The sequence below is a fragment of the Streptomyces sp. L500 genome (genome assembly GCF_054551825.1).
The window spans coordinates 370724-395823 of record NZ_JBTOLC010000001.1; the positions used below are offsets into that span (position 1 = coordinate 370724).

Genomic DNA, 25100 nt, shown 5'->3' on the forward strand with positions numbered 1-25100 from the left:
AGAGGGCCGTCCTCGCGGACGACCCTCTCAACCACTGTGGAGCTAAGGAGAATTGAACTCCTGACCTCCTGCATGCCATGCAGGCGCTCTACCAACTGAGCTATAGCCCCTTGTTTTGTTTTCCGCCCGGGTTTTCCTCGCGGTCTCCCTGGCGACACGGATTACATTACACGGACCTCCCCCCCATCTGCCAAATCGGTTCATCGGGCGTCCCGCAACGCCCCGGTATGACCGATTTTCACGCGGTGACGAAGGAGTAGAACCGCTTGAGGGCGCAGTGCTCGTCGAGCAGTCGTCCGTAGATCGGCTCGCCCTCGAGCTCCCGGTAGGTCTCGATGGGGTCGCCTTTTATGATCAGCGCCCGCGCGCACTCCACGCACCAGTACTGGTATGCGGAGTTGAGCGGCTCCATGTCGCGGACGATCGGCGTGCCGCTGCCGCACCAGTCGCACTTCCGGCTGTGAGCACCCATGACCGCGCTCCTCCCCTCCCCCTCGGCCCCGCTCGCTCCCGGGTGTCCGATTCTGCCACGGGACCGCGCCGGAACAGCAACAATCCCGCCTCCCCGGGAGGGGAGACGGGATCGTCGTCACTGTGGAGCTAAGGAGAATTGAACTCCTGACCTCCTGCATGCCATGCAGGCGCTCTACCAACTGAGCTATAGCCCCGCTGTTCTCGGTTTCCCCGGAGGTTTTCCCCCGCGTTCCCCGCGAACAAGAAGAACTTTAGCCTGTGACCTGCCCAGATGTGAAATCGAGCCCCACGCGCCGCTCAGTCGTCGTCGCCGAGCACCGGCTCGGGCAGCGTCCCGGCGTTGTGCTCCAGCAGACGCCAGCCGCGGGCGCCCTCGCCCAGCACGGACCAGCAGCAGTTGGAGAGGCCGCCCAGCGCCTCCCACGAGCGGGCCTCCAGGCCCAGCAGCCGGCCGATGGTGGTGCGGATCGTGCCGCCGTGGCTGACCACGACGAGCGTGCCGCCGTCGGGGAGCTTCTCGGCGTGCGACAGCACGACCGGCGCCGCCCGGTCGGCGACCTCGGTCTCCAGCTCGCCGCCGCCGCGCCGCACGGGCTCGCCGCGCTTCCACGCCGCGTACTGCTCGCCGTAGCGCTCGGCGATCTCCTCGTGGGTCAGCCCCTGCCAGGCGCCCGCGTAGGTCTCCCGCAGCTCGGCGTGGTGGGTGACCGTGAGGCCCGTGACGGCGGCCAGCTCGGCCGCCGTGGCCCTGGCGCGGCCCAGGTCGGAGGCGACGATCGCGTCGGGCCGCAGCGCGGCCAGCAGCCGGGCGGACCGGCGCGCCTGGGCGACACCGGTGCCGGTCAGCTCGATGTCCGTGGTGCCCTGGAAACGGCGCTCCACGTTCCACGCGGTCTGGCCGTGCCGCCACAGCACGAGCCGGCGGCCGCGGCCGCCCGGGCGGCCGTTCAGCTCAGGTCTCCGTCCAGGTCGCCGTCGGCGGCCTGGTCACGGGCGTGCTCCTCGGCCTTGCCGCGGGTGGCGACGGCGTCGGCGGGCAGCTCGATCTCCGGGCAGTCCTTCCACAGCCGCTCCAGGGCGTAGAAGACGCGCTCCTCGCTGTGCTGCACGTGCACGACGATGTCGACGTAGTCCAGGAGCACCCAGCGGGCGTCGCGGTCGCCCTCGCGGCGCACCGGCTTGGCGCCGAGCTCCTTGAGCAGCCGCTCCTCGATCTCGTCGACGATCGACTTGACCTGGCGGTCGTTGGGGGCCGAGGCCAGCAGGAAGGCGTCGGTGATCGACAGTACGTCGCTGACGTCGTAGGCGATGACGTCGTGCGCGAGCTTGTCGGCGGCAGCCTGGGCGGCGGCCTGGATGAGCTCGATGGAGCGGTCCGTGGCGGTCACAAGCCATGCTTTCGTAAAGAGGGTCAGTACGTCTCAAGGGTCTCACGACCCGCCGACGGCCCTCCCGGCCTTTTCCGCCACGCCCTCCGCGCCCGGGCTCCCGCCCCTCAGCCCTTGTAGTCCTTGCCCAGGACCACGGCGACATCCGCGTTGCCCGCCTCCGTGCCCTTGCGCACGGCCTTCTCCGGCAGGCCCAGCGTCCTGGCGACCTCCTTGGCCTCGGCCACCCGGGAGTCGTCCGCGTAGGTCACCGAGGAGGCCGCCTCCGCCGTGCCCGGGGCACCGCCGTCGACGTAGGTGTAGCCGCCGTTGACCAGCGCGACCTGCGCCGTTCCGGACGCGGCGGCGGATCCTGTGGCGTTCTTCACGCTCACCCGGGGCGGCGCGCCCTTGGCGGTGGCGCGCACCGTGCCGCCGAGGACGTCCTTGACCATGGCGTCGGCCGGCTGCCCGCCGAGCGCCCCGTCCGCCTTCACGGGCAGGACGGAGGTGGCGTACGCCCCCTCCTTGGCCTTCTCGGCCAGGTGGGCCAGGGAGGCGCCGAGCTGCTGGACGGAGAGCGAGGGGTCGGGGATCTGGGCCAGGGAGTCGACGGTCGTGGTGGCCGCCCGCGGGTCGGTGGACATCTTCCGCAGCACCGCCTGCATGACCTGGCCGAACCGGGCCAGCTGCCGGCCCTGGTCCTCGCCCGTGGCCCGGTACGTGGCGTAGCCGACCGCGGCCCGGCCGCCGAGGGTCCTGCCCTTGCCCTGCTCGACCAGCGGGCCGTCGCCCTGCTTGGCGCCGGGCACGGTCGCGTCCGTGTCGACCGTGATGCCGCCGACGAGCTCGACCAGGTTCTCCAGGTAGGGGGTGTCCAGCCGCCAGCTGCCCTTGATGTCCGCGCCGAGCAGGGTGTTCAGGGCGTCCCTGGTCGCCCCGGTACCGGCGTCCTGGACGGCCTTGCCGAGCGTCGTGGCGGTGCCGCCCTCCTTGGTGGTGAGCCCCAGCGAGTTCGGCAGCAGGAGGGTGGTGGCCTTCTTGCTGGTCTCGTTGTCGACCAGCAGGGCGGTGGAGCTGTCGCCGCCCTGGGTCTGCCGCAGGTGGACGACGATCACGTCCCGCTTCTGCGCTCCCGCCGCGGCCGCCGTGCTCTTCTTCTCCTCTCCTCCGGAGAGGAGGAACCAGCCGATGCCGCCGCCCAGCGCGAGGACGAGCACCACGGCGAGGGCGACGACGCGGTTGCGGCCCTTGCGCTTGCGCTCGTCGCGGCGCTCCGTGCGGCTCTCGCTGAACTTGAGCCAGTCGATGACGTCCTCGGAGCCCTCGTCCGGCTCCTCGATGAAGGAGAACTGCTCGGTCCGGTAGGCGTCCGCCTCCGGCGCGGAGCCGGGTGCGGGATCGGCCGCGGAGTCGGCCGCGGGCCGGGGCTCCGGGATGCGGCCGTCCGCCGTCCCCTCATGTTCCCCCTGGCCGGCAGGCTCCCCCTGGCCGACGGGACCCGTCTGCCGGGGGATCCACTCCTGCTGCGCCTGCTGGGTCTGCGTCGCGTAGGCGTCGTACGTCGTTTGCGACTGCTGGGGCTGCGCGGTGTACGGGTCGTAGCCGTGCGTCTGTTGCTGGAGCGGCTGACCGTAGGCGTCGTACACGCGCTCCGGGGCGTCCGGCCGGTACACGGGTTGGCCATAGGCGTCGTAGCCGTACACCTGCGCCTGTGCGTACGGGTCGCGCCCGTATGGGTCGTGCGCGTACGGGTCCTGTCGGTCGTTCACCAGTGCCCCTCGGTGGCCGGCGGGCCGGAGCCGGCCGTCGTGCGGTTCAGCCGTCGTGACGGTACAGCTTGCGCTTGTCGATGTAGCGCACCACACCGTCGGGCACGAGGTACCAGACGGGCTCGCCCTGCGCCACACGGGCGCGGCAGTCAGAGGAGGAGATGGCGAGGGCGGGGACCTCCACGAAGGAGACCCGGTCCTCGGGCAGCCCCGGGTTGGCCAGTATGTGGCCCGGCCGGGTGACGCCGATGAAGTGGGCCAGCGAGAAGAGTTCCTCGGTGTCCCGCCAGGTGAGGATCTGCGCGAGGGCGTCGGCGCCGGTGATGAAGAACAGGTCCGCGTTCTCGTTGAGGTCCCGCAGCTCACGGAGGGTGTCCGTGGTGTAGGTGGGGCCACCGCGGTCGATGTCGATCCGGCTGACCGAGAACTGCGGGTTGGACGCGGTGGCGATCACCGTCATCAGATAGCGGTCCTCGGCGGGGGACACCGCGCGGTGGCTCTTCTGCCACGGCTGCCCGGTCGGCACGAAGACCACCTCGTCCAGGTGGAACTGCGCGGCCACTTCGCTCGCGGCGACCAGGTGACCGTGGTGGATGGGATCGAACGTCCCGCCCATCACTCCGAGCCGCCGCTTCCCGGGCTCTGTCTGCTCTCCCATGCGTGCAGACCCTACTGGGCGCGTTTCCACGCCGGTTCGCCAGGGACCGGTGGGATCAGCGGTCGCGGTTGAAACGAGTGGTGATCCACAGCAGGAGCAGCAGGATGACCAGGGCGGAGCCACCGGTGATGGCGGGGCTGAGGCTCTCGTGGTTGTCCACGTGGTGGCCCTCGGCGGCGAGGGAGACCAGGGCGCTGTGGGCGGTGGCGATGTTCACGTCGGCAGAACCTATCCGGGAGGGATCGGGTTAACGGTTGGAGACTTCTGCCACATCGTATGCGGGCCCTTATGCGGAGCTCACGCCGACTCCACGTGTACGGACCGGCGGGCCCGCCACGGAAGCGTCGCCGGGGCCGGCCGGCGGGGGCTCCGGCGGCTACTTGCGATAGCCGCGCAGCAGGAGCCAGGCGACGAGGGGGACGCCCACGAGCCCGACGATCAGGACGGTGCGCAGCAGGGCGCCGGGGCCCTGGTCCCCCTTGGAGACGGCGAGGACCTCGATGAGTCCGGGATGGGCGGCGAGAGCGGTGATGTCGGGCATGCCTCCACGGTAGCCATGTCGGTGGCACGGCCTAGGCTGGGGTCCGGAAAGCCCGGTGCGGACCGCGCCCGGCCGACGTGTCAGGGGGTCTCGATGAGCGACAGCCAGGAGTACGTGCCCGGGGGCCCGGAGCGGCTGCCCGGCCGGGACCGCAGGCGGTTCCCCGGCATCTCCTCGCGGGCCTACGAGCACCCGGCGGATCGCTCCGCCCTGGTGGCGTTGCGCAGGCTGAGCGGTTTCGACACGGTGTTCAGGGCGCTGAGCGGGCTGCTGCCGGAACGCAGTCTGCGGCTGCTGTTCCTGTCGGATTCGGTGCGGGTGGGCGAGCTCCAGTTCCCGCATCTGCACGCGATGCTGCTCGACGCCTGTGCCGTGCTGGACCTGCCGAAGGTCCCGCCGATGTACGTCACGCAGGATCCCCGGCCCAACGCCATGTGCGTGGGTCTGGACGAGCCGGTCATCGTGGTGACGACGGGCCTGGTGGAGCTGCTGGACGAGGAGGAGATGCGGGCGGCCGTGGGCCACGAGGTCGGCCACGCGCTGTCCGGGCACGCGGTGTACCGCACGATCCTGCTGTTCCTGACCGAGATGGCGGTCAAGGTCGCCTGGATCCCGCTGGGCGGGATGGCGGTGACGGCGATCGTGACGGCGCTGCGCGAGTGGTTCCGGAAGTCGGAGCTGTCGGCGGACCGGGCGGGGCTGCTGGTGGGCCAGGATCCGCGGGCCTCGATGCGCGGCCTGATGAAGGTCGCGGGCGGCAACCACCTCCACGAGATGAACGTGGACGCGTTCCTCGCCCAGGCCGAGGAGTACGAGCGCGGCGGCGACCTGCGCGACTCCGTCCTGAAGATCATGAACGTGCTGCCGCGCAGCCATCCGTTCACCACCGTGCGCGCGGCGGAGCTGAAGAAGTGGTCCGAGAGCCGCGACTACCAGCGGATCATGGACGGCCACTACGCGCGGCGCGAGGACGACAAGGACGCCTCGGTGAGCGACTCCTTCCGGGAGTCGGCGAACCACTACGCGGAGTCGGTGCGGGCGAGCAGGGACCCGCTGATGGGGCTGGTGCGGGACATCGCGGGCGGGGCGAGCGACCTGGGCGGCAAGCTGTTCGGACGCGGCCCGGGGCCCGGCCCCAAGGGCGACGCGCCGAGGAACGACGCGCCGTAGATCCGGCGGGACGCCGGCGCCCTCAGTGCCGGGGCGGTGTCGGCTGGGCCGACGGCGCCAGGGTGCCGCAGAGGTCGGTCGTGGTGGCGCCCGTCGCGTAGGGGTCGGTGCCCGCCGGTCCCTCCGTCGCGGCCTTCTCGCCCGCGAACAGCGGCCGCAGGAAGGACGCGTCCTCCGCCGAGCAGGACTCCGGCCCGGCCTGCGTCTGGCTCTGCAGCACCTGGACGTGGTGCTCCTGGAGGTCGTCCCGGTCGAAGCGGAAGCGCAGCGTGCGCCGTACGACGAACAGCGAGACGTCCGCCGCGCCCGCCTTGGCGGCCGGGCGCAGGGCGTAGACGAACGTGTGGTCGGCGGAGACCTCCAGCGCGGCCGGGGACGCCTCCACGACCGTGAACGTGCCCTGGCTGCGGACGGTCCGGTCGGCGAGGGCCACCTGGCCCGGGTCGAAGCGGACCAGCCAGCCGGTGGCCGCGTGCTGCCCGTCGTCGGCGGGGCGGCTGAAGCTGCGGTCGAACTGCTCCAGCTGGGAGGGGGCGAGCAGCAGCCGTACGGCCCGCTGGTTGCCGCCGACGAGCACGCCCGGGTCGAGCGCGGACTTGACCGTGTACTCCTTGGCCGTGGCGAGCGCGGCCATCACCAGGCTCTCGGAGAAATTCTGGGTGCGCCGTGCGGCCGGAAGGGTGACGCCCTCGGCTCCGTCGCGCAGCCGGCCGGCCGGACTGTTGTCGAAGAGGTCCCTCGCGGCGGGGGCGCCGGGCACGGGATCGCGCGGGGCGAGGGGCACGAGGGCGATCCGCAGCGCCTCGGCGGCGGGCGGCTTCGGCTCCTTGTACGGGTGGCGCAGCCCCATGTAGACGGCGGTGCCGAAGGCGAGGGCGATCAGTATCACCAGCAGCAGCACCTGCCGGGAGGCGCTGACGCGGGCCCAGGCGTGGCGGGTGCGGACGGCGGGGGCGTGGTCGTCCATCCGCTCGCGGGCGGAGAACTCCTGGAGGCGGGCAGCGCGGACGAACGATTCGTCGAAGACGACGGATCGGTACTCCTCGTCACCGCCTCCCTGGGGGCCCTCGGGCGTGCCCTCAGGGGGGTCTCCAGGCCCGTTCATATCTCAAGAGTAGGTCCGTGGCGGCTTCGGTAAACGCCCTGGTACGCGACAAGTTCCGACGAGATTTCAAGCGGCCGGGCGGGGGAACCCGAGTCTTGGCCAGGACTCCTGCGATCGGTCACGGGATTACAGAAAGCGACTTCCAGAGAGCGAAAAATCACTTTCGGTGACCGGTTCAGCGGGAGGGCGGCACCGCCGAGGCCACCGGCGGTTCGGAGTCCGCCGAGACCGACGGCAGCGGCACCCGCACCTCCCCCACCTGGGCGTCCACGCCCGTGGTCGCGGGCGGCGGGGCGGGGCTCTGCCGCCCGCCGGAGGAGCCGCCCCGGTAGACGGCGGTGAAGGCGAGGGCGATCACGCCTATGCCCATCACGACGGCGAGCACCCAGGCGACCGGGCGCTGCCAGCGGGCGTGCCCCCGGTAGGGCCCGCGCGCGATGCCGTAGCGCCCGTAGGGGCCGTAGGCGTCGTCCGGGTCGAGGTCGCGGGCCAGGCCCCGCGGCCCGTTCAGCCGGCCGTGGCGGCCGGCCGGGCCGCCGCGCGCGTCGTCGTACGGATCGTCGTCGGCGGAGCCGCCGCCGGGCCGCGAGCGCGCGGCGTCGGCCTCGGCGCGGGCCCGGTCGGCGGCGAGCATCCGCTCGACCGCGGAGGGTTCGTGGATCGTCGCGGACCGCACGAACTCCTCGTCGAAGACCATGGAGGCGAACGGGTCGTCCGCGCCCCCACGGAGGTGGCTGTCGGGCTCCTCGCCGTCCGGGAACGGCTTGCCCCCCACGTCGTCCGGCACCCGTCCAGCGTAGCCCCGAACCGGTCAATCCGCGCGGCCGGTACGGGAATTCGGCCTACCGCGGCGGCTAGCGCACGTGGCCGTCGCCCGTGACGATGTACTTCGTCGACGTCAGCTCGGGCAGCCCCATCGGGCCGCGCGCGTGGAGCTTCTGCGTGGAGATGCCGATCTCGGCACCGAAACCGAACTGACCTCCGTCGGTGAACCGGGTCGAGGCGTTGACCGCGACCGTGGTGGAGTCCACCAGCTGGGTGAAGCGGCGGGCCGCCGCCTGGGAGGTGGTGACGATCGCCTCGGTGTGCCCGGAGGTCCACAGCCGGATGTGGCGCACGGCCGTGTCCAGGTCGTCCACCACGGCGGCGGCGATGTCGTACGAGAGGTACTCGGTCTCCCAGTCCTCGGTCGTCGCGGGCACGACCGTGGCCGGGGAGCCCTTCGCCAGCTCCACCACCCGCTCGTCGCCGTGGACGGTCACGCCGGCCGCCGCCAGCGCCTCCAGGGCGCGCGGCAGGAAGCGCTCCGCGATGTCGCGGTGCACCAGCAGGGTCTCGGCGGCGTTGCAGACGCTGACGCGGCTGGCCTTGGAGTTGACGAGGATCTCCACGGCCATGTCCAGGTCGGCCTCGGCGTCGACGTACACGTGGCAGTTGCCCGTGCCCGTCTCGATCACCGGGACGGTCGACTCCTCGACGACCGTGCGGATCAGGGAGGCGCCGCCGCGCGGGATGAGCACGTCGACCATGCCCCGGGCGCGCATCAACTCCCGTACGGAGTCCCGGCTCTCGCCCGGCACCAGCTGCACCGCGTCGGCCGGCAGCCCCGCGCCGCCCACGGCGTCACGGATCACCCGCACCAGGGCGGTGTTGGAGGCGTACGCGGAGGACGAGCCGCGCAGCAGCACGGCGTTGCCGGACTTCAGGCACAGGGCGGCGGCGTCGACGGTCACGTTCGGCCGGGCCTCGTAGATGATGCCGACGACGCCCAGCGGCACCCGCACCTGACGCAGGTCGATGCCGTTGGGCAGCGTGGAGCCGCGCACGACCTCGCCCACCGGGTCGGGCAGCGCCACCACGTCCCGGACGTCCTTGGCGATGGCCCGCACCCGCTCGGGGGTGAGGGTGAGCCGGTCGACCACGCTCTCGCTCGTACCGGCGGCCCGGGCCTTCTCGACGTCCTCGGCGTTGGCCTCGACGATCTCGCGGGTACGGACCTCCAGCGCGTCGGCGATCGCCAGCAGCGCCTCGTCCTTCGCCGAGCGCGGCAGTGGCGCGAGCTCGGCGGCCGCGGCACGGGCGCGGTAGGCGGCACGCAGCACCGGGGACTGCGGCATGGGGTCGGCGAGGGGGGAGGGGAAAACGCTGCTCATGGCCGCAGCCTAACCGCGGGCGGGCCGCGACCACCCGGAATTCCACACTCCGGGACGGCCGCGACCACGCGCGCCCCTCCGCGACCGGCGGCGACCGGCCCGTCGGCGGCGCTCAGGAGCAGGCGCGGTCAGAAGGGGTGCACCCCGACCGGGGTGGCCGGCAGCGGGCCGTAGCCCTCGGCGACCCGCTGGTGATACGTCTCACGGTCGATGACCTCGAGGCCGACGATCTCCCACGGCGGCAGCCTGGCCGTGGAACGGTGCTCGCCCCACAGCCGCAGCGCCACGGCCGCCGCGTCGTGGAGGTCGCGCGCCTCCTCCCAGTAGCGGATCTCCGCGTGATCGTTGGCGTAGCGGCTGGTCAGCAGGAACGGGTGGTCGTGGGCGAGCTGCTCCAGCGCCCGCCGGACCTCCCCCAGCGGCGCCTCGGTGCCCGAGACGCTGAGGGTGATGTGCCACAGCCGCGAGGGCGCGCCGCTCGCGGCGGTCTCGGTCCGCTCCCCCGGCCTGTCGTCCGTCCCGGCCGTCCCGACGCTGGTCAGTGTCCGCCCAGCCGTGCCTCGGGGCAGTGCCCCCGGGCGCCCTCGTCTCACCGGCGGCCTCCTGTTGCTCGCCGCTCCGCGCGCGTGCGGCGGAGCCGTGTGGTGCCGTGGGACCGCCCGTCCGACGACGGCCCCGTGTATCAAAGTTGACCAGTCGGCGGGCGGCCGCGTGACGGTTTTACGGAAAGGGTCCATGGAAAGGCTGGACTTACCGGGACCCTGTCCTCCGTGGTTAACGCCCGTCAGGGACACGGCATTCGCGACCGGGAGCGCGACGCCGGGCCGCGCGGCGCGACCGGGCTCAGCCGCGCAGCACGACCAGGTCGTCGCGGTGGACGACCTCCCGCTCGTAGCCCGGGCCCAGCTCGCGCGCCAGGTCGCGGGTGGAGCGGCCCAGCAGCTGGGGGATCTCCCCGGCGTCGTAGGTCACCAGACCGCGCGCCACGGCCCGGCCCGCCGGGTCCCGCAGCTCCACCGGGTCGCCCGCGCTGAACTCGCCCTCGACCGCCGCGATGCCCGCCGGCAGCAGCGAGCCGGTGCCCTCGACGACGGCCCGCACGGCCCCCTCGTCCAGGGTCAGGGCGCCCCGCGGCGTGGAGGCGTGCGCGAGCCACAGCAGCCGGTCGGCGGAGCGGCGGCCCGTGCGATGGAAGTACGTGCCGGTGGGGCGCCCGCGCAGGGCGTCGGCCGCCTGGCTGGCGGAGGTGAGGACGACGGGGATGCCGGCCGCGGCGGCGATCCGGGCGGCCTCGACCTTGGTGACCATGCCACCGGTGCCCACGCCGGCCTTGCCCGCGCTGCCGATGGAGATCCCCTCCAGCTCCTTCTCGCCGGTGACCTCGGCGATCCGGGAGGTGCCCGGGATGCTGGGGTCGCCGTCGTACAGGCCGTCGACGTCCGAGAGCAGGACCAGCAGATCGGCCCGGACCAGATGCGCGACGAGCGCCGCCAGCCGGTCGTTGTCACCGAAGCGGATCTCGTCCGTGGCGACGGTGTCGTTCTCGTTGACGACGGGCACCGCGCCCATGGCCAGCAGCTGGTCCAGCGTCCGGCGGGCGTTGCGGTAATGCGCGCGGCGGCTGGTGTCGTCCGTGGTCAGCAGCACCTGGCCGACCCGGCGCCCGTAGCGGGCGAAGGAGGCCGTGTACCGGGCCACCAGCAGCCCCTGCCCGACGCTGGCCGCGGCCTGCTGCCGCGCCAGGTCGCGGGGGCGCCGGGGAAGGCCCAGCGGGGACAGGCCGGCCGCGATGGCGCCCGAGGAGACCAGGACTATCTCCTTCTCCCCCGCACCCCGCGCGGCCAGAGTCTTGGCCAGAGCATCGACGAGCGCGTCAACCCGGTCCGCGTCCAGTCCTCCACCCGCAGTGGTGAGTGAGGAGGACCCCACCTTGACCACGATCCTGCGGGCCGCGACGACCTCCCGCCGGACCTCCTCCGGCTGCTCTGCCCCAGTCAACGTACGTACACCCCTGTGATCACCGATGCTCCGCCGGTCGGCGGACTGTTCCGGACCCGCAAATCTACCGTCTGACGATTGCGTCCGTTCGCCGCCGTTTTGGGCTGATCGGCCGGATGGAAGATTGCCCGCCGGCCTGCCACCGTCATACGGTCTGTCACCGACCGTTCACTCCGTGGTGCCCTCCGGTGGGCCACGACGGCCCCTCCCCCACGCATCCCCCACGCACTCCTGCCAGGAGCCTTCCCGTGCCTTCTGCCGGAACAGCCTCCCGCCGGGCGGCACAGCTCGCGGCGCTGCTCTCGATGCTGGCCCTGTTCGTCGCCCAGCTCGTCGGCGCCCTGCTGCCGGACGTCCCCCTGCTGATCTCCTCCTCGGCGGCCGCCCTCGCGCTCGACCTCCTCCTCCAGCACCGCGACCCGGGGCTGGTCGCCGTGCTCGGCAAGATCCGCTTCGACGTCATGGTCCGGCAGCTCCAACGCGACATGCTGATCCTCCTCGGCCTGCTGCGCCTGGGCGGCGACGACGCACCCCGCGACTACGCCCCCGTCGTCGCGGGGCTCGTCCTCTTCTACGGCGCCCACCTCGCCTGCCAGGTCACCGCGATCCTCGTCCGCCGCAGCCGCACCCTGCCCTTCCTCACCCGGAACATCGACACCACCGGACTGCGGCTGACCTCCGCGCCGCCCCGGCTGCTGGCCCGTCAGCACAGCCGCCGGCTGCTGCGCTTCGCCGTGCCGGCCACGGCCGGGATGCTGACGGCCGCCGCCACCGGCGAGGAGTTCTGGGCCGTGGCGGGCGTCAGCGCCGCGCTCGCCTGCGCGCTCGGCGGCACCGCCTACCTGGCGGGCTGGCTGCGCCCGGGGAACCGGCCGGTCGACGAGGCGCGGGCGCTGGAGTGGCTGGACCGCTGGCTGGCGGACTACCGCCCCACCATGGGCATGTACTTCTCCGGCGGGACGACCTCGGCGTACCAGGCGAACATGTGGCTCTCGACCATGGGCGCACTGGACGGCAGTCCGCTGATCGTGCTGCGCGAGCGGTTCATGATGCAGAAGATCGAGGCCACCGACGTGCCCGTGCTCTGCATCCCCAAGGTCGTCCATCTGATGGCCCTGGAGAAGTCCACGCTGAAGATGATGCTGCACCCGGCCAACTCCGGTAAGACCTCGCAGGTCCTGCGCATGCCGTCCATCAAGCACGCCTTCGTCAACCACGGCGAGAGCGACAAGCTCTCCAGCTGCAACCCCTACGCGAAGGCCTACGACGAGGTCTGGGTCGCGGGCCCCGCCGCCCGGGAGCGCTACCAGCTCGCCGACATCGGCGTGGAGGACAAGGACGTCGTCGAGGTGGGCCGCCCCCAACTGGCGCCGATCGAACCGGCCGGCGGCGGCGCGCCCACCGGGCCGTACCTGACCGTCCTCTACGCCCCCACGTGGGAGGGCTGGGACGGCAACCCCGGCAACACGTCGGTCATCCTCGCGGGGGAGAACATCGTGCGCGCCCTGCTCGCCGACCCCGGTGTGCGCGTGCTGTACAAGCCGCACCCCATGACCGGCTCCGTGGACCCGCGCGCGGGCCGCGCCGACCAGCGCGTCCAGGCGCTGATCCGCCGGGCCGCCGCCGAACGCTCCGGCCCCCGCCCCGGGCCGGAGGCGGCGGCCGAACTCGCCCGCCGCACGGCCGAACTGGACCGGCTCACCACCTGCCACTTCCGCGACAGCGCCGACGAGGTCGAGCGCATGCTGCTGCAGTCCACGCCGGACAAGGGCCGCGCCGAGACCGTCGAGGCCGCCACGGCCGCCTGGGAGGCGGCCTACTGGGCCTCGCTGCCGGAGTGGGAGCACCAGGTCGTCACCGAGGCGCGTCCCTCGCTCTTCGGCTGTTTCAACCGCTCGGATCTGCTGATCAGCGATGTCTCCAGCGTCGTGTCCGACTATCTGATCAGCGAGAAGCCCTATGCGGTCGCGAATACCAGCGGGCTGACGGAGGAGGAGTTCCGGGCGGCCTTCCCCACCGTCGGCGCGGCGACGATCCTCACACCCGGCGCCGAGGGCGTCCCCGCGCTCCTCGCGGCCGTCCGCGACCCCGCCCTCGACCACCTGGCGGCGGCGCGCGCGGAGCTCAAGGTCCGGCTGCTCGGCCCGGCCGACCCGCCCTCACTGACCCGCTTCAACGCGGCGGCGCTGGCGCTGGCCGCGAAGTCGGACGAGCGCCGGGCCCGGATGGAGGCCCGCGCCTCGGAGATCCCGGCCCCCCGCCTCGCCGCGGCGGAGGAGTCGGAGGCCGCCCAAGGCGGCTGAGCGCCCGCGAAAACGCCGGAGGGGCTGGACGAATCCAGCCCCCTGGGGGCACCTCCCAGCGGTAGCTGGGGGAATTTGAGAACAAGACTTACGCGAACGGGTCGAAGCCCTCGTACTCCTGGTCCGACTCGTCGCGCTCCGCCTGCTTGTCGCGGCGGCGCTGCGCCGCCGGGCGCGGGGCCTCGAAGCGGTGGTCCTCACCGCGGCGGCCCAGCATCTCGGCGCCGGAGAGCATCGTGGGCTCCCAGTCGAAGACGACCGCGTTGTCCTCGGGGCCGATGGCCACACCGTCGCCCGCGCGGGCACCGGCCTTCATCAGCTGCTCCTCGACACCGAGGCGGTTGAGGCGGTCGGCCAGGTAGCCCACGGCCTCGTCGTTGTTGAAGTCGGTCTGGCGCACCCAGCGCTCCGGCTTCTCGCCGCGCACGCGGAAGAGGCCGTCCTCCTCCTGGGTGACGGTGAAGCCCGCGTCGTCGACGGCCTTCGGGCGGATGACGATGCGGGTCGCCTCCTCCTTCGGCTTCGCGGCACGCGACTTCGCCACGATGTCGGCCAGCGCGAAGGAGAGCTCCTTCAGGCCGTGGCGGGAGACCGCCGAGACCTCGAAGATCCGGTAGCCGCGGGACTCCAGCTCGGGGCGGACCATCTCGGCGAGCTCCTGGCCGTCCGGGATGTCGACCTTGTTGAGGACGACGAGGCGGGGCCGGTTCTCCAGGCCGCCGTACTCCTTGAGCTCGGCCTCGATGACGTCGAGGTCGCTCAGCGGGTCGCGCTCGGACTCCAGCGTCGCGGTGTCCAGGACGTGCACCAGCACCGAGCAGCGCTCGACGTGGCGCAGGAACTCCAGGCCCAGGCCCTTGCCCTGGCTGGCGCCCGGGATCAGACCGGGGACGTCGGCGATGGTGTAGACCGTCGCGCCGGCGGTGACCACGCCCAGGTTGGGGACGAGGGTGGTGAAGGGGTAGTCCGCGATCTTCGGCTTGGCCGCGGAGAGCACCGAGATCAGCGAGGACTTGCCGGCGCTCGGGTAGCCGACCAGGGCCACGTCGGCGACGGTCTTCAGCTCCAGGACGATGTCCTGGTCGTCGCCCGGCTCGCCCAGCAGGGCGAAGCCCGGGGCCTTGCGGCGGGCCGAGGCCAGCGCGGCGTTGCCGAGGCCGCCGCGGCCGCCCTGGGCGGCGACGTAGGTGGTGCCCTGGCCGACGAGGTCCGCGAGGACGTTGCCGTGCCGGTCGAGGACGACCGTGCCGTCCGGGACCGGCAGGACGAGGTCCGTGCCGTCCTTGCCGGAGCGGTTGCCGCCCTCGCCGGGCTTGCCGTTGGTGGCCTTGCGGTGCGGGCTGTGGTGGTACTCCAGAAGCGTGGTGACGGCCTGGTCGACGACCAGCGTCACATCACCGCCACGGCCGCCGTTGCCGCCGTCGGGGCCACCGAGGGGCTTGAACTTCTCGCGATGCACGGAGGCGCAGCCGTGGCCTCCGTTACCCGCGGCGACATGCAGCTCGACGCGGTCCACGAAGGTGGTCATAGCGGGGTGCCTCCAGATACGCAGAAAGTGCGGGAATGTCTCTGTTGTAACGCGACAAGGGCGGACCTGCTTCCCCGCCGGGGAAGCGAGGTCCGCCCTCGCTCATCGCTCTACGGAGTGCTGATCAGATGATCAGGCGACCGGGACGATGTTGACGACCTTGCGGCCGCGGTGGGTGCCGAACTGCACCGCACCGGCGTTCAGCGCGAACAGGGTGTCGTCGCCACCGCGACCGACACCGGCGCCCGGGTGGAAGTGGGTGCCGCGCTGGCGGACCAGGATCTCACCGGCGTTGACGAGCTGACCGCCGAAGCGCTTCACGCCGAGCCGCTGAGCGTTGGAGTCGCGACCGTTCCGGGTGGACGATGCGCCCTTCTTGTGTGCCATTTTGTGTCAGTCCCTTACTTCGCCGGGGCGTCGATGCCGGTGATCTTCAGCGCGGTGTGCAGCTGACGGTGACCGATGCGCTTCTTGTAACCGGTCTTGTTCTTGTACTTCTGGATCCGGATCTTGTCGCCCTTGTGGTGGTCGACAACCTCGGCCTGAACCTTCACGCCGGCCAGGACCCAGGGGTCGCTGGTGACAGCGTCACCGTCGACGACCAGCAGCGTGGAGAGCTCGACGGTGTCGCCGACCTTGCTGGTGGAAATACGGTCAACCTCGATGACGTCGCCGACAGCAACCTTCTGCTGGCGGCCGCCGGTGCGCACGATCGCGTACACGCGGAACTCTCTCTCGCTAGGAACGGACCTCTGATGCCAGCCGCTCGCACGGGCGGGGCCCATGACGATCCTGAAAGGACGAGCGGCCTCCCCCGGCGGGGCCGGGAGGTGTTTGCTCAGGGGTTTCGGTGTCGCACAGGTTTGCACAGACACCGACGGTCAAGGTTACGGGGCCTTGACCAGGGGGTCAAACCGACCCCCTCGCCGGGGCGGGCCGTCAAGGGCCCGCCCCGGCGGGGACGGTGACTCAGTCCTCCGCGGCGGGCTCGGCCGCCACGGCCTTCTTCGTCGTCCGCTTGGCGGGCGCCTTCTTGGCGGCCGTCTTGGTGGCCGCCTTCTTCGCCGTCGCCTTCTTGGCGGTGGTGGTCTTCTTCGCCGCCGCCTTCTTGGCCGTGGTCGCCTTCTTCGCCGTCGCCTTCTTGGCGGCCGTCTTACGGGCCGTCTTCTTGGCGGGGGCGGCCTCGGGCTCCGCGTCGGCCATCACCTCGACGTCGGCCTCGGCCACCACCACGGGCTCCTCGGCGGCCTGCGCCTCGGGCTCCGGCGCGGCGACGACGAGCACCGCGGCGTCCTCGGCCCCGGCCGGCGAACCCGCCGGAGCGGACGCCTTACGGGTGACACGACGGCGCGTACGGACCGGCGCGGCCACCTCGGCCACCGGCTCGACGACGGCCTCCGGCACGACCTCGGGCTCGACGACCGGCGCGGGCGCCGCCTCGGGCTCCGGGGCGGGCTCGGCCGGGGCGGCCTCCACCACGACGACCTCAGGCTCGGCCGGGGCCTGCGGCGCGGACACCCTGCGGGTCGCCCGGCGGCGCGTACGGCCACCGCGGCTGCGGGCGGCCGCCTCGGCCTCGGCGGGGCTGCTGAACCACTCGTCGTCACCGGCGACCGTGGGCACCAGATCCGCCTCGGCCACCGTCACCGGCTCCAGCTCGGGCGCCTCGACAGCCGCTTCGGCGGGAGCCTCCGCGGCGGCCGGAGCGGCCTCGGCGACCGGCTCGGCGGCGGCCTTGCCCTTCTTCTTGCCGCGCTTGCCACCGACGGCACCGCCGCCGCCACCGCCCACGAAGGACGGCTGGTCCATGTGGACGATCACACCGCGGCCGTTGCAGTGGACGCACGACTCGGAGAAGGACTCCAGCAGGCCCTGGCCCACCCGCTTGCGGGTCATCTGGACCAGGCCCAGCGACGTCACCTCGGCGACCTGGTGCTTCGTCCGGTCCCGGCCCAGGCACTCCAGCAGACGCCGCAGCACCAGGTCCCGGTTGGACTCCAGCACCATGTCGATGAAGTCGATCACGATGATGCCGCCGAGGTCGCGCAGCCGCAGCTGGCGCACGATCTCCTCGGCCGCCTCCAGGTTGTTCCTGGTGACCGTCTCTTCAAGGTTGCCGCCCTGACCGGTGAACTTGCCGGTGTTGACGTCGATGACGACCATCGCCTCGGTCCGGTCGATCACCAGCGAGCCGCCGCTGGGCAGCCAGACCTTGCGGTCCAGCGCCTTCGACAGCTGCTCGTCGATCCGGTACGTGGCGAAGACGTCGACGTCCGACGTCCACCTCTGCAGCCGGTCCGCCAGGTCGGGGGCGACGTGCGAGACATAGCCGTGGATGGTCTGCCACGCCTCGTCACCGCTCACGATGACCTTGGAGAAGTCCTCGTTGAAGATGTCGCGGACGACCCGGACGGTCATGTCCGGCTCGCCGTACAGCAGGCTCGGCGCGCTCGTCGAGATCTGCTTGGACTTCTTCTTGATCTCCTCCCACTGCGCCTGGAGGCGCTCCACGTCACGGCGCAGCTCGTCCTCGCTCGCGCCCTCGGCGGCGGTGCGCACGATGACGCCCGCGTCCTCGGGGACGATCTTCTTGAGGATCTGCTTCAGGCGCGCGCGCTCGGTGTCGGGCAGCTTGCGGCTGATGCCGGTCATCGAGCCCTCGGGCACGTAGACCAGGTAGCGGCCGGGCAGGGAGACCTGGCTGGTGAGGCGGGCGCCCTTGTGGCCGATCGGGTCCTTGGTGACCTGCACGAGCACGGACTGGCCGGACTTCAGCGCGGTCTCGATGCGGCGCGGGCCGTTGCCCATGCCGAGCGCCTCGAAGTTGACCTCGCCGGCGTACAGGACGGCGTTGCGGCCCTTGCCGATGTCGACGAACGCGGCCTCCATCGACGGCAGCACGTTCTGGACCTTGCCCAGGTAGACGTTGCCGACGTAGCTGGTGGCCTGCTCCTTGTTGACGAAGTGCTCGACGAGGATGTTGTCCTCGAGCACACCGATCTGCGTGCGGTCGCCGTGCTGACGCACGACCATCACCCGCTCGACGGCCTCGCGGCGGGCCAGGAACTCGGCCTCGGTGATGATCGGCACCCGGCGGCGGCCCTGCTCACGGCCCTCGCGGCGGCGCTGCTTCTTCGCCTCCATACGGGTCGAGCCCTTGATGGACTGGACCTCGTCGAAGCCCGTGCCGCCCTCGGTGCGGGCGGCGCGCTCGCGCGGCTCGCGGACCTTGACGACCGTGCGCTCCGGCTCGTCCACGCCCGGCTCGGCCTCCAGGGCCTCACCGCTGCGCCGACGGCGGCGACGGCGACGACGGCTGCCGGCGGACGAGAGGGCCGACTCCTCGGCCTCCTCCTCGTCCTCGGGCTCCTCCTCGGCGGGCTCGGCGGCCTCCTCGGCCGGAGCCTCCTCCGCGTAACCCTCGGCCTCGGCGGTCTCGCCACGACGGCGACGGCGTCCACCGCGACGACGACGGCGCGACGGGCGCTCGCCCAGCTCCTCGTCCTCGGCGACGGCCTCCTCGGCCTGCTCCTCCAGCGCCTCGGGCTCTTCTTCGACAGCCGGGGCGGCCGGGGCGACCTGCTCGGCGGGCTCGCCGCGGCGGCGACGGCGACGACGGCCGCGCTCCTCGGCGGGAGCCTGCGGGGCGGCCTCCTCCACCGGCTCGGCGACGACCTCGGCGGCGGCGGCCGCGGCGGCGGTCTCCGGCGTCTGGAACATCGGCTCGGCGAAGACCGGCGCCTGGAAGACGGCCGACGGCGGACGCACCGCACGGCGGCGACGGCCGCCCTCGGGGGCCTCCTCCACCGGAGCGGCGGCCTCGGCGGCGCGCGTGGCGCGGCGACGCGTACGGGCGGGGCGGGCCGGGGCCTCCTCGGCTACGGGCTCGGCGGCGGACTCCAGGGCCTCCTCCGGCTCCTCCTCGGCCTCGGCGACGACCTCGGCGACCTGCGGGGCACCCGCCGGGGCGGACGCCTTACGGGTGGCACGACGACGCGTACGGGCGGGACGGGCCTCGGGCTCCTCCGCCTCGGTCACGGCCTCGACGGCCGCTTCCTCGACGGGCTCCACGGCCTCGGCGGCCTTGGGCGCACCCGCCGGAGCGGACGCGCGGCGCGTGGCGCGACGGCGCGTACGGGCGGGGGCGGCCGGAGCCTCCTCGGCAGCGGCGGGCGCCTCCTCGGCGACCGGCTCGGCAGCGGGCACGACGGCCTCGACGGCCTGCGGCGCGCCGGCCGGGGCGGACGCGCGGCGCGTCGCACGACGACGCGTACGGACGGGCGCGGCGGCCGGAGCCTCCTCCGGCTCCTCCTCAGCCTCGACCTCGGCGACGGGCACGACGACGTCGGCCTCGACGGCCTCGGCGGCCTTCGGGGCACCCGCCGGGGCGGACGCCTTACGAGTGGCGCGACGACGCGTGCGGGCGGGGGCGGCCGGAGCCTCCTCGACCTCGGCAGCGGCGGGCGCCTCCTCGGCGACCGGCTCGGCAGCGGGCACGACGGCCTCGACGGCCTGCGGCGCGCCGGCCGGAGCCGTCGCCTTGCGCGTGGCGCGGCGGCGGGTACGGGCGGGGGCGGCGGCGGGGGCCTCCTCGGCCTCGGCCACAGCGGCGGCGGGCGCCTCCTCGACGGCCGGCTCGACGGCAACGGCCTCGGCGACCTGCGGCGCACCGGCCGGAGCCGTCGCCTTACGGGTGGCACGGCGGCGCGGACGCGCGGGGGTCTCGGGGGCTGCGGCCTCGACGGGCGCGGCCTCCGGAACGGCCTCGGCGGCCGGCTCCGCGGCCTCGGCACCCTGCGGGGCACCCGCCGGAGCGGACACCTTACGGGTGGCGCGACGACGCGTGCGGGCGGGGGCGGCCGGCGCCTCCTCGGCCTCGGTCACGGCCTCGGCGGCCGGCTCGGCAGCGGCCTCGGCGGCCTGCGGCGCACCGGCCGGAGCCGTCGCCTTGCGCGTGGCGCGGCGGCGGGTGGGCGCCTCCTCGGCCGGGGCGGCCTCGGACGACGCGGCCGTCGCGGGCTCGACGGCGGCCGAGGCGGCCGTCTTGCGGGTGGCCCGGCGGCGCGGACGCGCCGGGGTCTCCGGGGCTGCGGCCTCGGCGGCCGGCGCGGCGGCCTCGGCCGGGGCCTCGGACGCGCCGGAGGTCACGGGCGAACCCGCGGGGCGGGACGCGACCCGGCGACGGCGGCGCGGCGGCAGCGTGTCGCTGGGCGAGTCATCGTTGTTGTTGCCGGGAACGCTCTGCGCGGCCCCCGGCTCCTTGGGCTCAATGGCTTCGAGCATGCGGGCGGTTCTCCCGTCACGCTCCCGGGCGCCGCGCCGGGTTCCGGCCACGACACCGCGTGATGAGCGCGGTACCGCGGCCCGGGGCGCGATCGCCGCACGGGAGCTGTTCTCGCTCGCCGGTTCCGAGTGTCACGGCACCGGCGAAAGTCTCCTGGTCAGTGCGCCTGCCGGACCGGGTGGCTCCCTGGTGGCGCGGCGGCGCGGCGACGGCCGTCCCTAACGGGAACCTTCCGGCACCTGCTGCGCGGCGCTCGGCCCGGCGGCCGTGGATGGGGCGGCCGGGGCGGCGTCGCGGTCGGGCGCGAGCGGGTCGGTCACCGTGCCGGACTCCTCATCGAGCAGCCCCTGCGCCAGCCTGGTCACCGCTGCGGGGACCGGCGGCGCCAGGTCGGCCACAGCGCGGAGACCGGACAGGACGTCGTCGGGTCGTACGGCAGGTGTCACGTGCCGAACAACCAGCCGCAGTATCGCACAGGCACCGTCGCCCGGCCTATCGGCCGGAGCGTCGAGGGCCTCGAGTCGGGCCACCGCGCCACGCGCGTCGAAGGTTCGCAACCCGTTTTTGGTACGTCGCTGGACCTCGACGGTCTCCGCCGCCAGGAACCCCTCCACCGCGCGCCGGACGTCCGCGACCTCGACGCCGTCGAGGCGCAGTTCCCATACGGATGCCTGCAGCCGGTCGGCGAACGAGGACGTGTGGGCCTCGACCGCGTCGACGATGTCGAGGCCGGCCGGCAGCGACTCGTCGAGGAGCGCCCGCAGGTGCGCGGGGTCACGGGCCTCGGCGAGCTGGATCTCCAGGTACTCGGCCTCGCTGCCCGTGCCGGTGGGAGCGGCGTTGGCGTAGGAGACCTTGGGGTGCGGGGTGAAGCCCGCCGAGTACGCCATGGGCACCTCGGCGCGCCGCAGCGCCCGCTCGAAGGCGCGCTGGAAATCGCGGTGGCTGGTGAACCGAAGGCGGCCGCGCTTGGTGTAGCGCAGTCGAATGCGCTGCACCACGGGTGCGGGCGGCGGTCCTTCGGGCTGTCGCTTGCCCAGTGTTCTTTCCTTCAGTGAGTGCGGTCGTGCTGCTGCCCAGCGTACGCGCGCCGGCCCGGTGGTACGGGGGCGTGCGGGGTTCGGCCCCGCACGCCCCCGTCACCGGATGGTGCTCACTTGACCACGGAGAGCGGCAGCAGCTTCTTGCCCGTCGGGCCGATCTGGATGTGGGTGTCCATCTGCGGGCAGACGCCGCAGTCGAAGCACGGGGTCCAGCGGCAGTCCTCGACCTCGGTCTCGTCGAGGGCGTCCTGCCAGTCCTCCCAGAGCCAGTCCTTGTCGAGACCGGAGTCCAGGTGGTCCCAGGGCAGGACCTCCTCGTAGGTGCGCTCGCGGGTGGTGTACCAGTCGACGTCGACGCCCTGCTCGGGCAGCGTCGCCTCGGCGCACTTCATCCAGCGGTCGTAGCTGAAGTGCTCGCGCCAGCCGTCGAAGCGGCCGCCGTCCTCGTAGACGGCGCGGATGACGGCGCCGACGCGGCGGTCGCCGCGGGAGAGCAGTCCCTCGATGATGCCGGGCTTGCCGTCGTGGTAGCGGAAGCCGATGGAGCGGCCGTACTTCTTGTCGCCGCGGATCCGGTCGCGGAGCTTCTCCAGACGGGCGTCGGTCTCCTCGGCGGAGAGCTGCGGCGCCCACTGGAAGGGGGTGTGCGGCTTGGGCACGAAACCGCCGATGGAGACGGTGCAGCGGATGTCGTTGGACTTCGACACCTCGCGGCCCTTGGCGATGACGTTCGTCGCCATGTCGGCGATCTGGAGGACGTCCTCGTCGGTCTCGGTGGGGAGGCCGCACATGAAGTACAGCTTCACCTGGCGCCAGCCGTTGCCGTAGGCGGTGGCGACGGTCCGGATGAGGTCCTCCTCCGAGACCATCTTGTTGATGACCTTGCGCATGCGCTCGGAGCCGCCCTCGGGGGCGAACGTCAGACCGGAACGGCGGCCGTTGCGGGTCAGCTCGTTCGCCAGGTCGACGTTGAACGCGTCGACGCGGGTCGACGGCAGGGAGAGGCCGATCTTGTCCGCCTCGTAGCGGTCGGCCAGGCCCTTGGCGACCTCGCCGATCTCGGTGTGGTCGGCGGAGGACAGCGACAGCAGGCCGACCTCCTCGAAGCCGGTCGCCTTGAGGCCCTTCTCGACCATCTCGCCGATGCCGGTGATGCTGCGCTCGCGCACGGGGCGCGTGATCATGCCGGCCTGGCAGAAGCGGCAGCCGCGCGTGCAACCGCGGAAGATCTCCACGGACATCCGCTCGTGGACGGTCTCGGCCAGCGGGACCAGCGGCTGCTTGGGGTAGGGCCACTCGTCGAGGTCCATGACGGTGTGCTTGGACACCCGCCACGGCACGCCCGACTGGTTGGGCACGACACGGGCGATACGGCCGTCGGGCAGGTACTCGACGTCGTAGAAGCGCGGGACGTACACGCCGCCGGTCTTGGCGAGGCGCAGCAGCAGCTCGTCGCGGCCGCCGGGGCGGCCCTCGGCCTTCCAGGCGCGGATGATCTCGGTGATCTCCAGCACGGCCTGCTCGCCGTCGCCGATGACGGCGCAGTCGATGAAGTCCGCGATGGGCTCGGGGTTGAAGGCCGCGTGGCCGCCGGCGAGGAGGATCGGGTCGTCGATCGTGCGGTCCTTGGCCTCCAGGGGGATCCCGGCGAGGTCCAGTGCGGTGAGCATGTTGGTGTAGCCGAGCTCGGTGGAGAAGCTGAGGCCGAAGACGTCGAACGCCTTGACCGGCCGGTGGCTGTCCACGGTGAACTGCGGCACGTCGTGCTCGCGCATCAGGGCCTCGAGGTCGGGCCACACGCTGTAGGTGCGCTCGGCGAGGACGCCCTCGCGCTCGTTGAGGACCTCGTAGAGGATCATGACGCCCTGGTTGGGGAGTCCGACCTCGTAGGCGTCCGGGTACATGAGGCACCAGCGGACGTCGCACTCCTCCCAGGGCTTGACGGTGGAGTTCAGCTCGCCACCGACGTACTGGATGGGCTTCTGCACATGCGGGAGCAGGGCCTCGAGCTGTGGGAAGACCGATTCGGCAGTCATCTGGGCGAACCTTCGTGAGCGGGCACAGTGCGACTCTCTAGCGTAACGTGCCGCGCGAGGAGCGCTGTCCGCCAACGTCCGCGCTGGTCAGGCCGGCGGTAGGGCCGAGACCTGGGCCGAGATCCGCTCCCACAGGCCCGGCAGCTCCCTCTCGTCCCGCTCGGCGAGGCGCTCCTCACGCCCGTAGAGCACCCCGAAGGTGAAGGTGGGCTCCCCCGCCCCTTCGGCCTCGGCGGCGATGGCGCGGAGGGCACCTCGGGCCATGACGCTGTCCTGGTGGTCGCCCAGCAGGGTCTGGACGGACTTCATCTGCGCGGCGAATCGTTTCGCCTTCTTGCCCAGCGCCGGGGTGGCCGCCTCGGCGGCGTAGCGGGCGCGTTTGGCCGCCTTGCGGGCGTCGTGGAGGGCGGTGTCGCGGTCGTGGCCGGGGGCGGCGGCGAGGGCGTGCTCGACGCGGCCGGCCAGTCGGCCGTAGTCGCGGAGCATCGCCCGGGCCAGCACGGCGCCCGGTGGTCCGGCGGCGGCGTCGCGCAGGGGCGGGTCGGCGAGGAGGGCGTCGAGGCGGTTCAGGAGGGCCAGGTAGCGGGCGCTGTCGAGCACGGCGGTCAGGCGCCGCCGGGCGCCTTGACGGCTGCTGGTGGACCAGGCGCGCAGCCGGGCGCGGACGGGGCCCCGCACGAGGGCGCGCGGGAGTTCGTCGAGGCGGTCGCGCAGCCGTTCGGCGAGGACCTCGCGGTCGCGGTCGACGCCCAGTTCGTCGGCGAGCCACTTCAGGTCCTGGGCGAGCGGGTCGGTGGTCCGGCGGTCGACGACCTTGCCGTGGCTGCGGAAGGAGGAGCGCAGGCGGCGGGTGGCGACCCTCATCTGGTGGACGGCGTCCTCGGTGCCGAGCCGGGCGCCGGGGTCGAGGGCGACGACGGCCTCGACCTGCGCGCGCAGGAAGGCGAGGACGTGGTCGCCGGCGCGGGCTCCGACGGGCGGGGCGGCGGCGGGTCGGCGCCGGGGGTCGCCGAGGCCGGTCTCGCGCAGGGCCCGGGCGAGTTTGCTGGGCGCCTTGGAGGGCCTCAGGCCGGCCGCGCGCAGCAGGGGTTCGAGGGTGTCGAACAGGGCGGGGTCGGCGCCCTCGGCGAGTTCGATCTCGATCTCGGTCCAGCTGGTAGTGGTCTCATCGCCCGTGAGGCGGGTGGCGGTGACCGTGTCGGTGCTGGCCTCGGCCAGCGGGGCGCCGTCGGCGGCGAGCAGACGGCGGACCTCCCGGCGCGAGACGATCCGCATCAGCGGGGCCAGGGGGACGTCCCGGGTGCGGGAGCGGACCAGTGCGGTGAGAGCGCGCGGTATCGCGGAGACAGTCAGGGGCGCGCGGATCTCGTCACGCTCCCCGGCAGCGACCGGGAGTTTGAGATGCCAGCCCTCGTCCGGGCCGCCCGTGCGGCGGCGCAGGGTGATGCCGGCCGCGGCGAGTCGCAGGTCGGCGGTGTCGTAATAGACGGCGTCGAGCTCGCGCACGCCCTCGTCGGTGACGGACGCGACGGGCGCGGCCCCGCTCAGGTCCGGGAGCCGGGCCGCGCCCGTATCCCTCCCGGCTTCGTACTTCCGCTCGATCTCTCTCACGGTGTCCGCCATGACGCCGAATCTAGTGCGCGAACGGCGCGGGCGGCAGTCCCCCGC

Annotated in this window: 21 protein-coding genes and 2 tRNA genes; 2 read left to right on the forward strand and 21 right to left on the reverse strand. The window is 73.0% G+C overall.

The genetic code is table 11. The features are described from left to right. Positions 1–37: 37 nt before the first annotated feature. The 9 genes from ACX9I7_RS01870 to ACX9I7_RS01910 all read right to left on the reverse strand — a co-directional run bounded on the left by ACX9I7_RS01870 (position 38) and on the right by ACX9I7_RS01910 (position 4812). Positions 38–110, reverse strand: a tRNA-Ala gene (locus ACX9I7_RS01870). 128 nt (positions 111–238) lie between these two features. Continuing rightward, positions 239–472, reverse strand: a complete 234-nt coding sequence (locus tag ACX9I7_RS01875; protein WP_126914103.1) for a hypothetical protein — start codon at positions 470–472, stop codon at positions 239–241. A 123-nt stretch (positions 473–595) separates the two neighbouring features. Next, a tRNA-Ala gene (locus ACX9I7_RS01880) sits at positions 596–668 on the reverse strand. 103 nt (positions 669–771) lie between these two features. After that, a complete protein-coding gene (locus ACX9I7_RS01885) occupies positions 772–1425 on the reverse strand; it encodes a histidine phosphatase family protein (RefSeq protein WP_189452824.1) in 654 nt (217 codons plus the stop codon). Beyond that, positions 1422–1862 carry a ribosome silencing factor gene (gene rsfS, locus ACX9I7_RS01890; protein ID WP_358217951.1) on the reverse strand — a complete coding sequence of 147 codons (441 nt, stop codon included), beginning with the start codon at positions 1860–1862 and terminating at the stop codon, positions 1422–1424. Before rsfS ends, ACX9I7_RS01885 begins: the two co-directional genes overlap by 4 nt. 107 nt (positions 1863–1969) lie before the next feature. Beyond that, entirely contained in the window at positions 1970–3613 is a 1644-nt protein-coding gene (locus ACX9I7_RS01895) for an LCP family protein (protein ID WP_459386305.1), read from the reverse strand. 46 nt (positions 3614–3659) lie between these two features. Next, the gene (gene nadD / locus ACX9I7_RS01900; RefSeq protein ID WP_189452263.1) at positions 3660–4271 is read right to left on the reverse strand and encodes a nicotinate-nucleotide adenylyltransferase; all 612 of its coding nucleotides are present in this window, start codon (positions 4269–4271) and stop codon (positions 3660–3662) included. A 55-nt stretch (positions 4272–4326) separates the two neighbouring features. Beyond that, positions 4327–4488 (reverse strand): hypothetical protein, encoded by a 162-nt coding sequence (locus ACX9I7_RS01905; protein ID WP_164737779.1) that lies wholly within the window; start codon positions 4486–4488, stop codon positions 4327–4329. 159 nt (positions 4489–4647) lie between these two features. After that, positions 4648–4812: a hypothetical protein gene (locus tag ACX9I7_RS01910; RefSeq protein WP_189452891.1), complete on the reverse strand. Its 165-nt coding sequence runs from the start codon at positions 4810–4812 to the stop codon at positions 4648–4650. Between the two features lie 93 nt (positions 4813–4905). On the opposite strand from ACX9I7_RS01910, the gene ACX9I7_RS01915 reads away from it, so the two are divergent. Next, positions 4906–5982: a M48 family metallopeptidase gene (locus ACX9I7_RS01915; protein WP_387575860.1), complete on the forward strand. Its 1077-nt coding sequence runs from the start codon at positions 4906–4908 to the stop codon at positions 5980–5982. A gap of 22 nt (positions 5983–6004) precedes the next feature. On the opposite strand, the gene ACX9I7_RS01920 is transcribed toward ACX9I7_RS01915, so the two are convergent. From ACX9I7_RS01920 to proB, 5 genes are all read right to left on the reverse strand, one after another. Then, on the reverse strand, positions 6005–7087 hold the full coding sequence (locus ACX9I7_RS01920; RefSeq protein ID WP_387575858.1) for an SCO2583 family membrane protein: 1083 nt from the start codon (positions 7085–7087) through the stop codon (positions 6005–6007). Between the two features lie 175 nt (positions 7088–7262). Continuing rightward, positions 7263–7874, reverse strand: coding sequence for an SCO2584 family spore wall biosynthesis protein (locus ACX9I7_RS01925; protein WP_459386306.1), 612 nt, complete (start codon positions 7872–7874; stop codon positions 7263–7265). 67 nt (positions 7875–7941) lie between these two features. Further along, positions 7942–9240 carry a glutamate-5-semialdehyde dehydrogenase gene (locus ACX9I7_RS01930; RefSeq protein WP_358630684.1) on the reverse strand — a complete coding sequence of 433 codons (1299 nt, stop codon included), beginning with the start codon at positions 9238–9240 and terminating at the stop codon, positions 7942–7944. Positions 9241–9368: 128 nt separating this feature from the next. After that, a complete protein-coding gene (locus ACX9I7_RS01935; protein WP_126914112.1) occupies positions 9369–9833 on the reverse strand; it encodes a hypothetical protein in 465 nt (154 codons plus the stop codon). Between the two features lie 250 nt (positions 9834–10083). Next, entirely contained in the window at positions 10084–11178 is a 1095-nt protein-coding gene (gene proB, locus ACX9I7_RS01940) for a glutamate 5-kinase (RefSeq protein WP_358630801.1), read from the reverse strand. Positions 11179–11486: 308 nt separating this feature from the next. On the opposite strand from proB, the gene ACX9I7_RS01945 reads away from it, so the two are divergent. Further along, positions 11487–13541, forward strand: a complete 2055-nt coding sequence (locus ACX9I7_RS01945; protein WP_387575853.1) for a hypothetical protein — start codon at positions 11487–11489, stop codon at positions 13539–13541. An 88-nt stretch (positions 13542–13629) separates the two neighbouring features. Here ACX9I7_RS01945 and obgE read toward each other — a convergent pair whose 3' ends face one another. The 7 genes from obgE to ACX9I7_RS01980 form a co-directional block, all read right to left on the reverse strand. Continuing rightward, on the reverse strand, positions 13630–15069 hold the full coding sequence (gene obgE, locus ACX9I7_RS01950; RefSeq protein ID WP_387575851.1) for a GTPase ObgE: 1440 nt from the start codon (positions 15067–15069) through the stop codon (positions 13630–13632). 132 nt (positions 15070–15201) lie between these two features. After that, a complete protein-coding gene (gene rpmA / locus ACX9I7_RS01955) occupies positions 15202–15456 on the reverse strand; it encodes a 50S ribosomal protein L27 (RefSeq protein WP_126914116.1) in 255 nt (84 codons plus the stop codon). Positions 15457–15470: 14 nt separating this feature from the next. Continuing rightward, positions 15471–15791, reverse strand: coding sequence for a 50S ribosomal protein L21 (rplU, locus tag ACX9I7_RS01960; RefSeq protein ID WP_018538042.1), 321 nt, complete (start codon positions 15789–15791; stop codon positions 15471–15473). A 247-nt stretch (positions 15792–16038) separates the two neighbouring features. Beyond that, positions 16039–20352, reverse strand: coding sequence for an Rne/Rng family ribonuclease (locus tag ACX9I7_RS01965; RefSeq protein ID WP_459386307.1), 4314 nt, complete (start codon positions 20350–20352; stop codon positions 16039–16041). Between the two features lie 219 nt (positions 20353–20571). Next, a complete protein-coding gene (locus tag ACX9I7_RS01970; protein ID WP_387576122.1) occupies positions 20572–21351 on the reverse strand; it encodes a TIGR03936 family radical SAM-associated protein in 780 nt (259 codons plus the stop codon). A 155-nt stretch (positions 21352–21506) separates the two neighbouring features. After that, a complete protein-coding gene (locus ACX9I7_RS01975) occupies positions 21507–23432 on the reverse strand; it encodes a TIGR03960 family B12-binding radical SAM protein (RefSeq protein ID WP_459386308.1) in 1926 nt (641 codons plus the stop codon). 87 nt (positions 23433–23519) lie between these two features. Continuing rightward, positions 23520–25055, reverse strand: coding sequence for a CYTH and CHAD domain-containing protein (locus ACX9I7_RS01980; RefSeq protein ID WP_459386309.1), 1536 nt, complete (start codon positions 25053–25055; stop codon positions 23520–23522). Positions 25056–25100 lie beyond the last annotated feature (45 nt).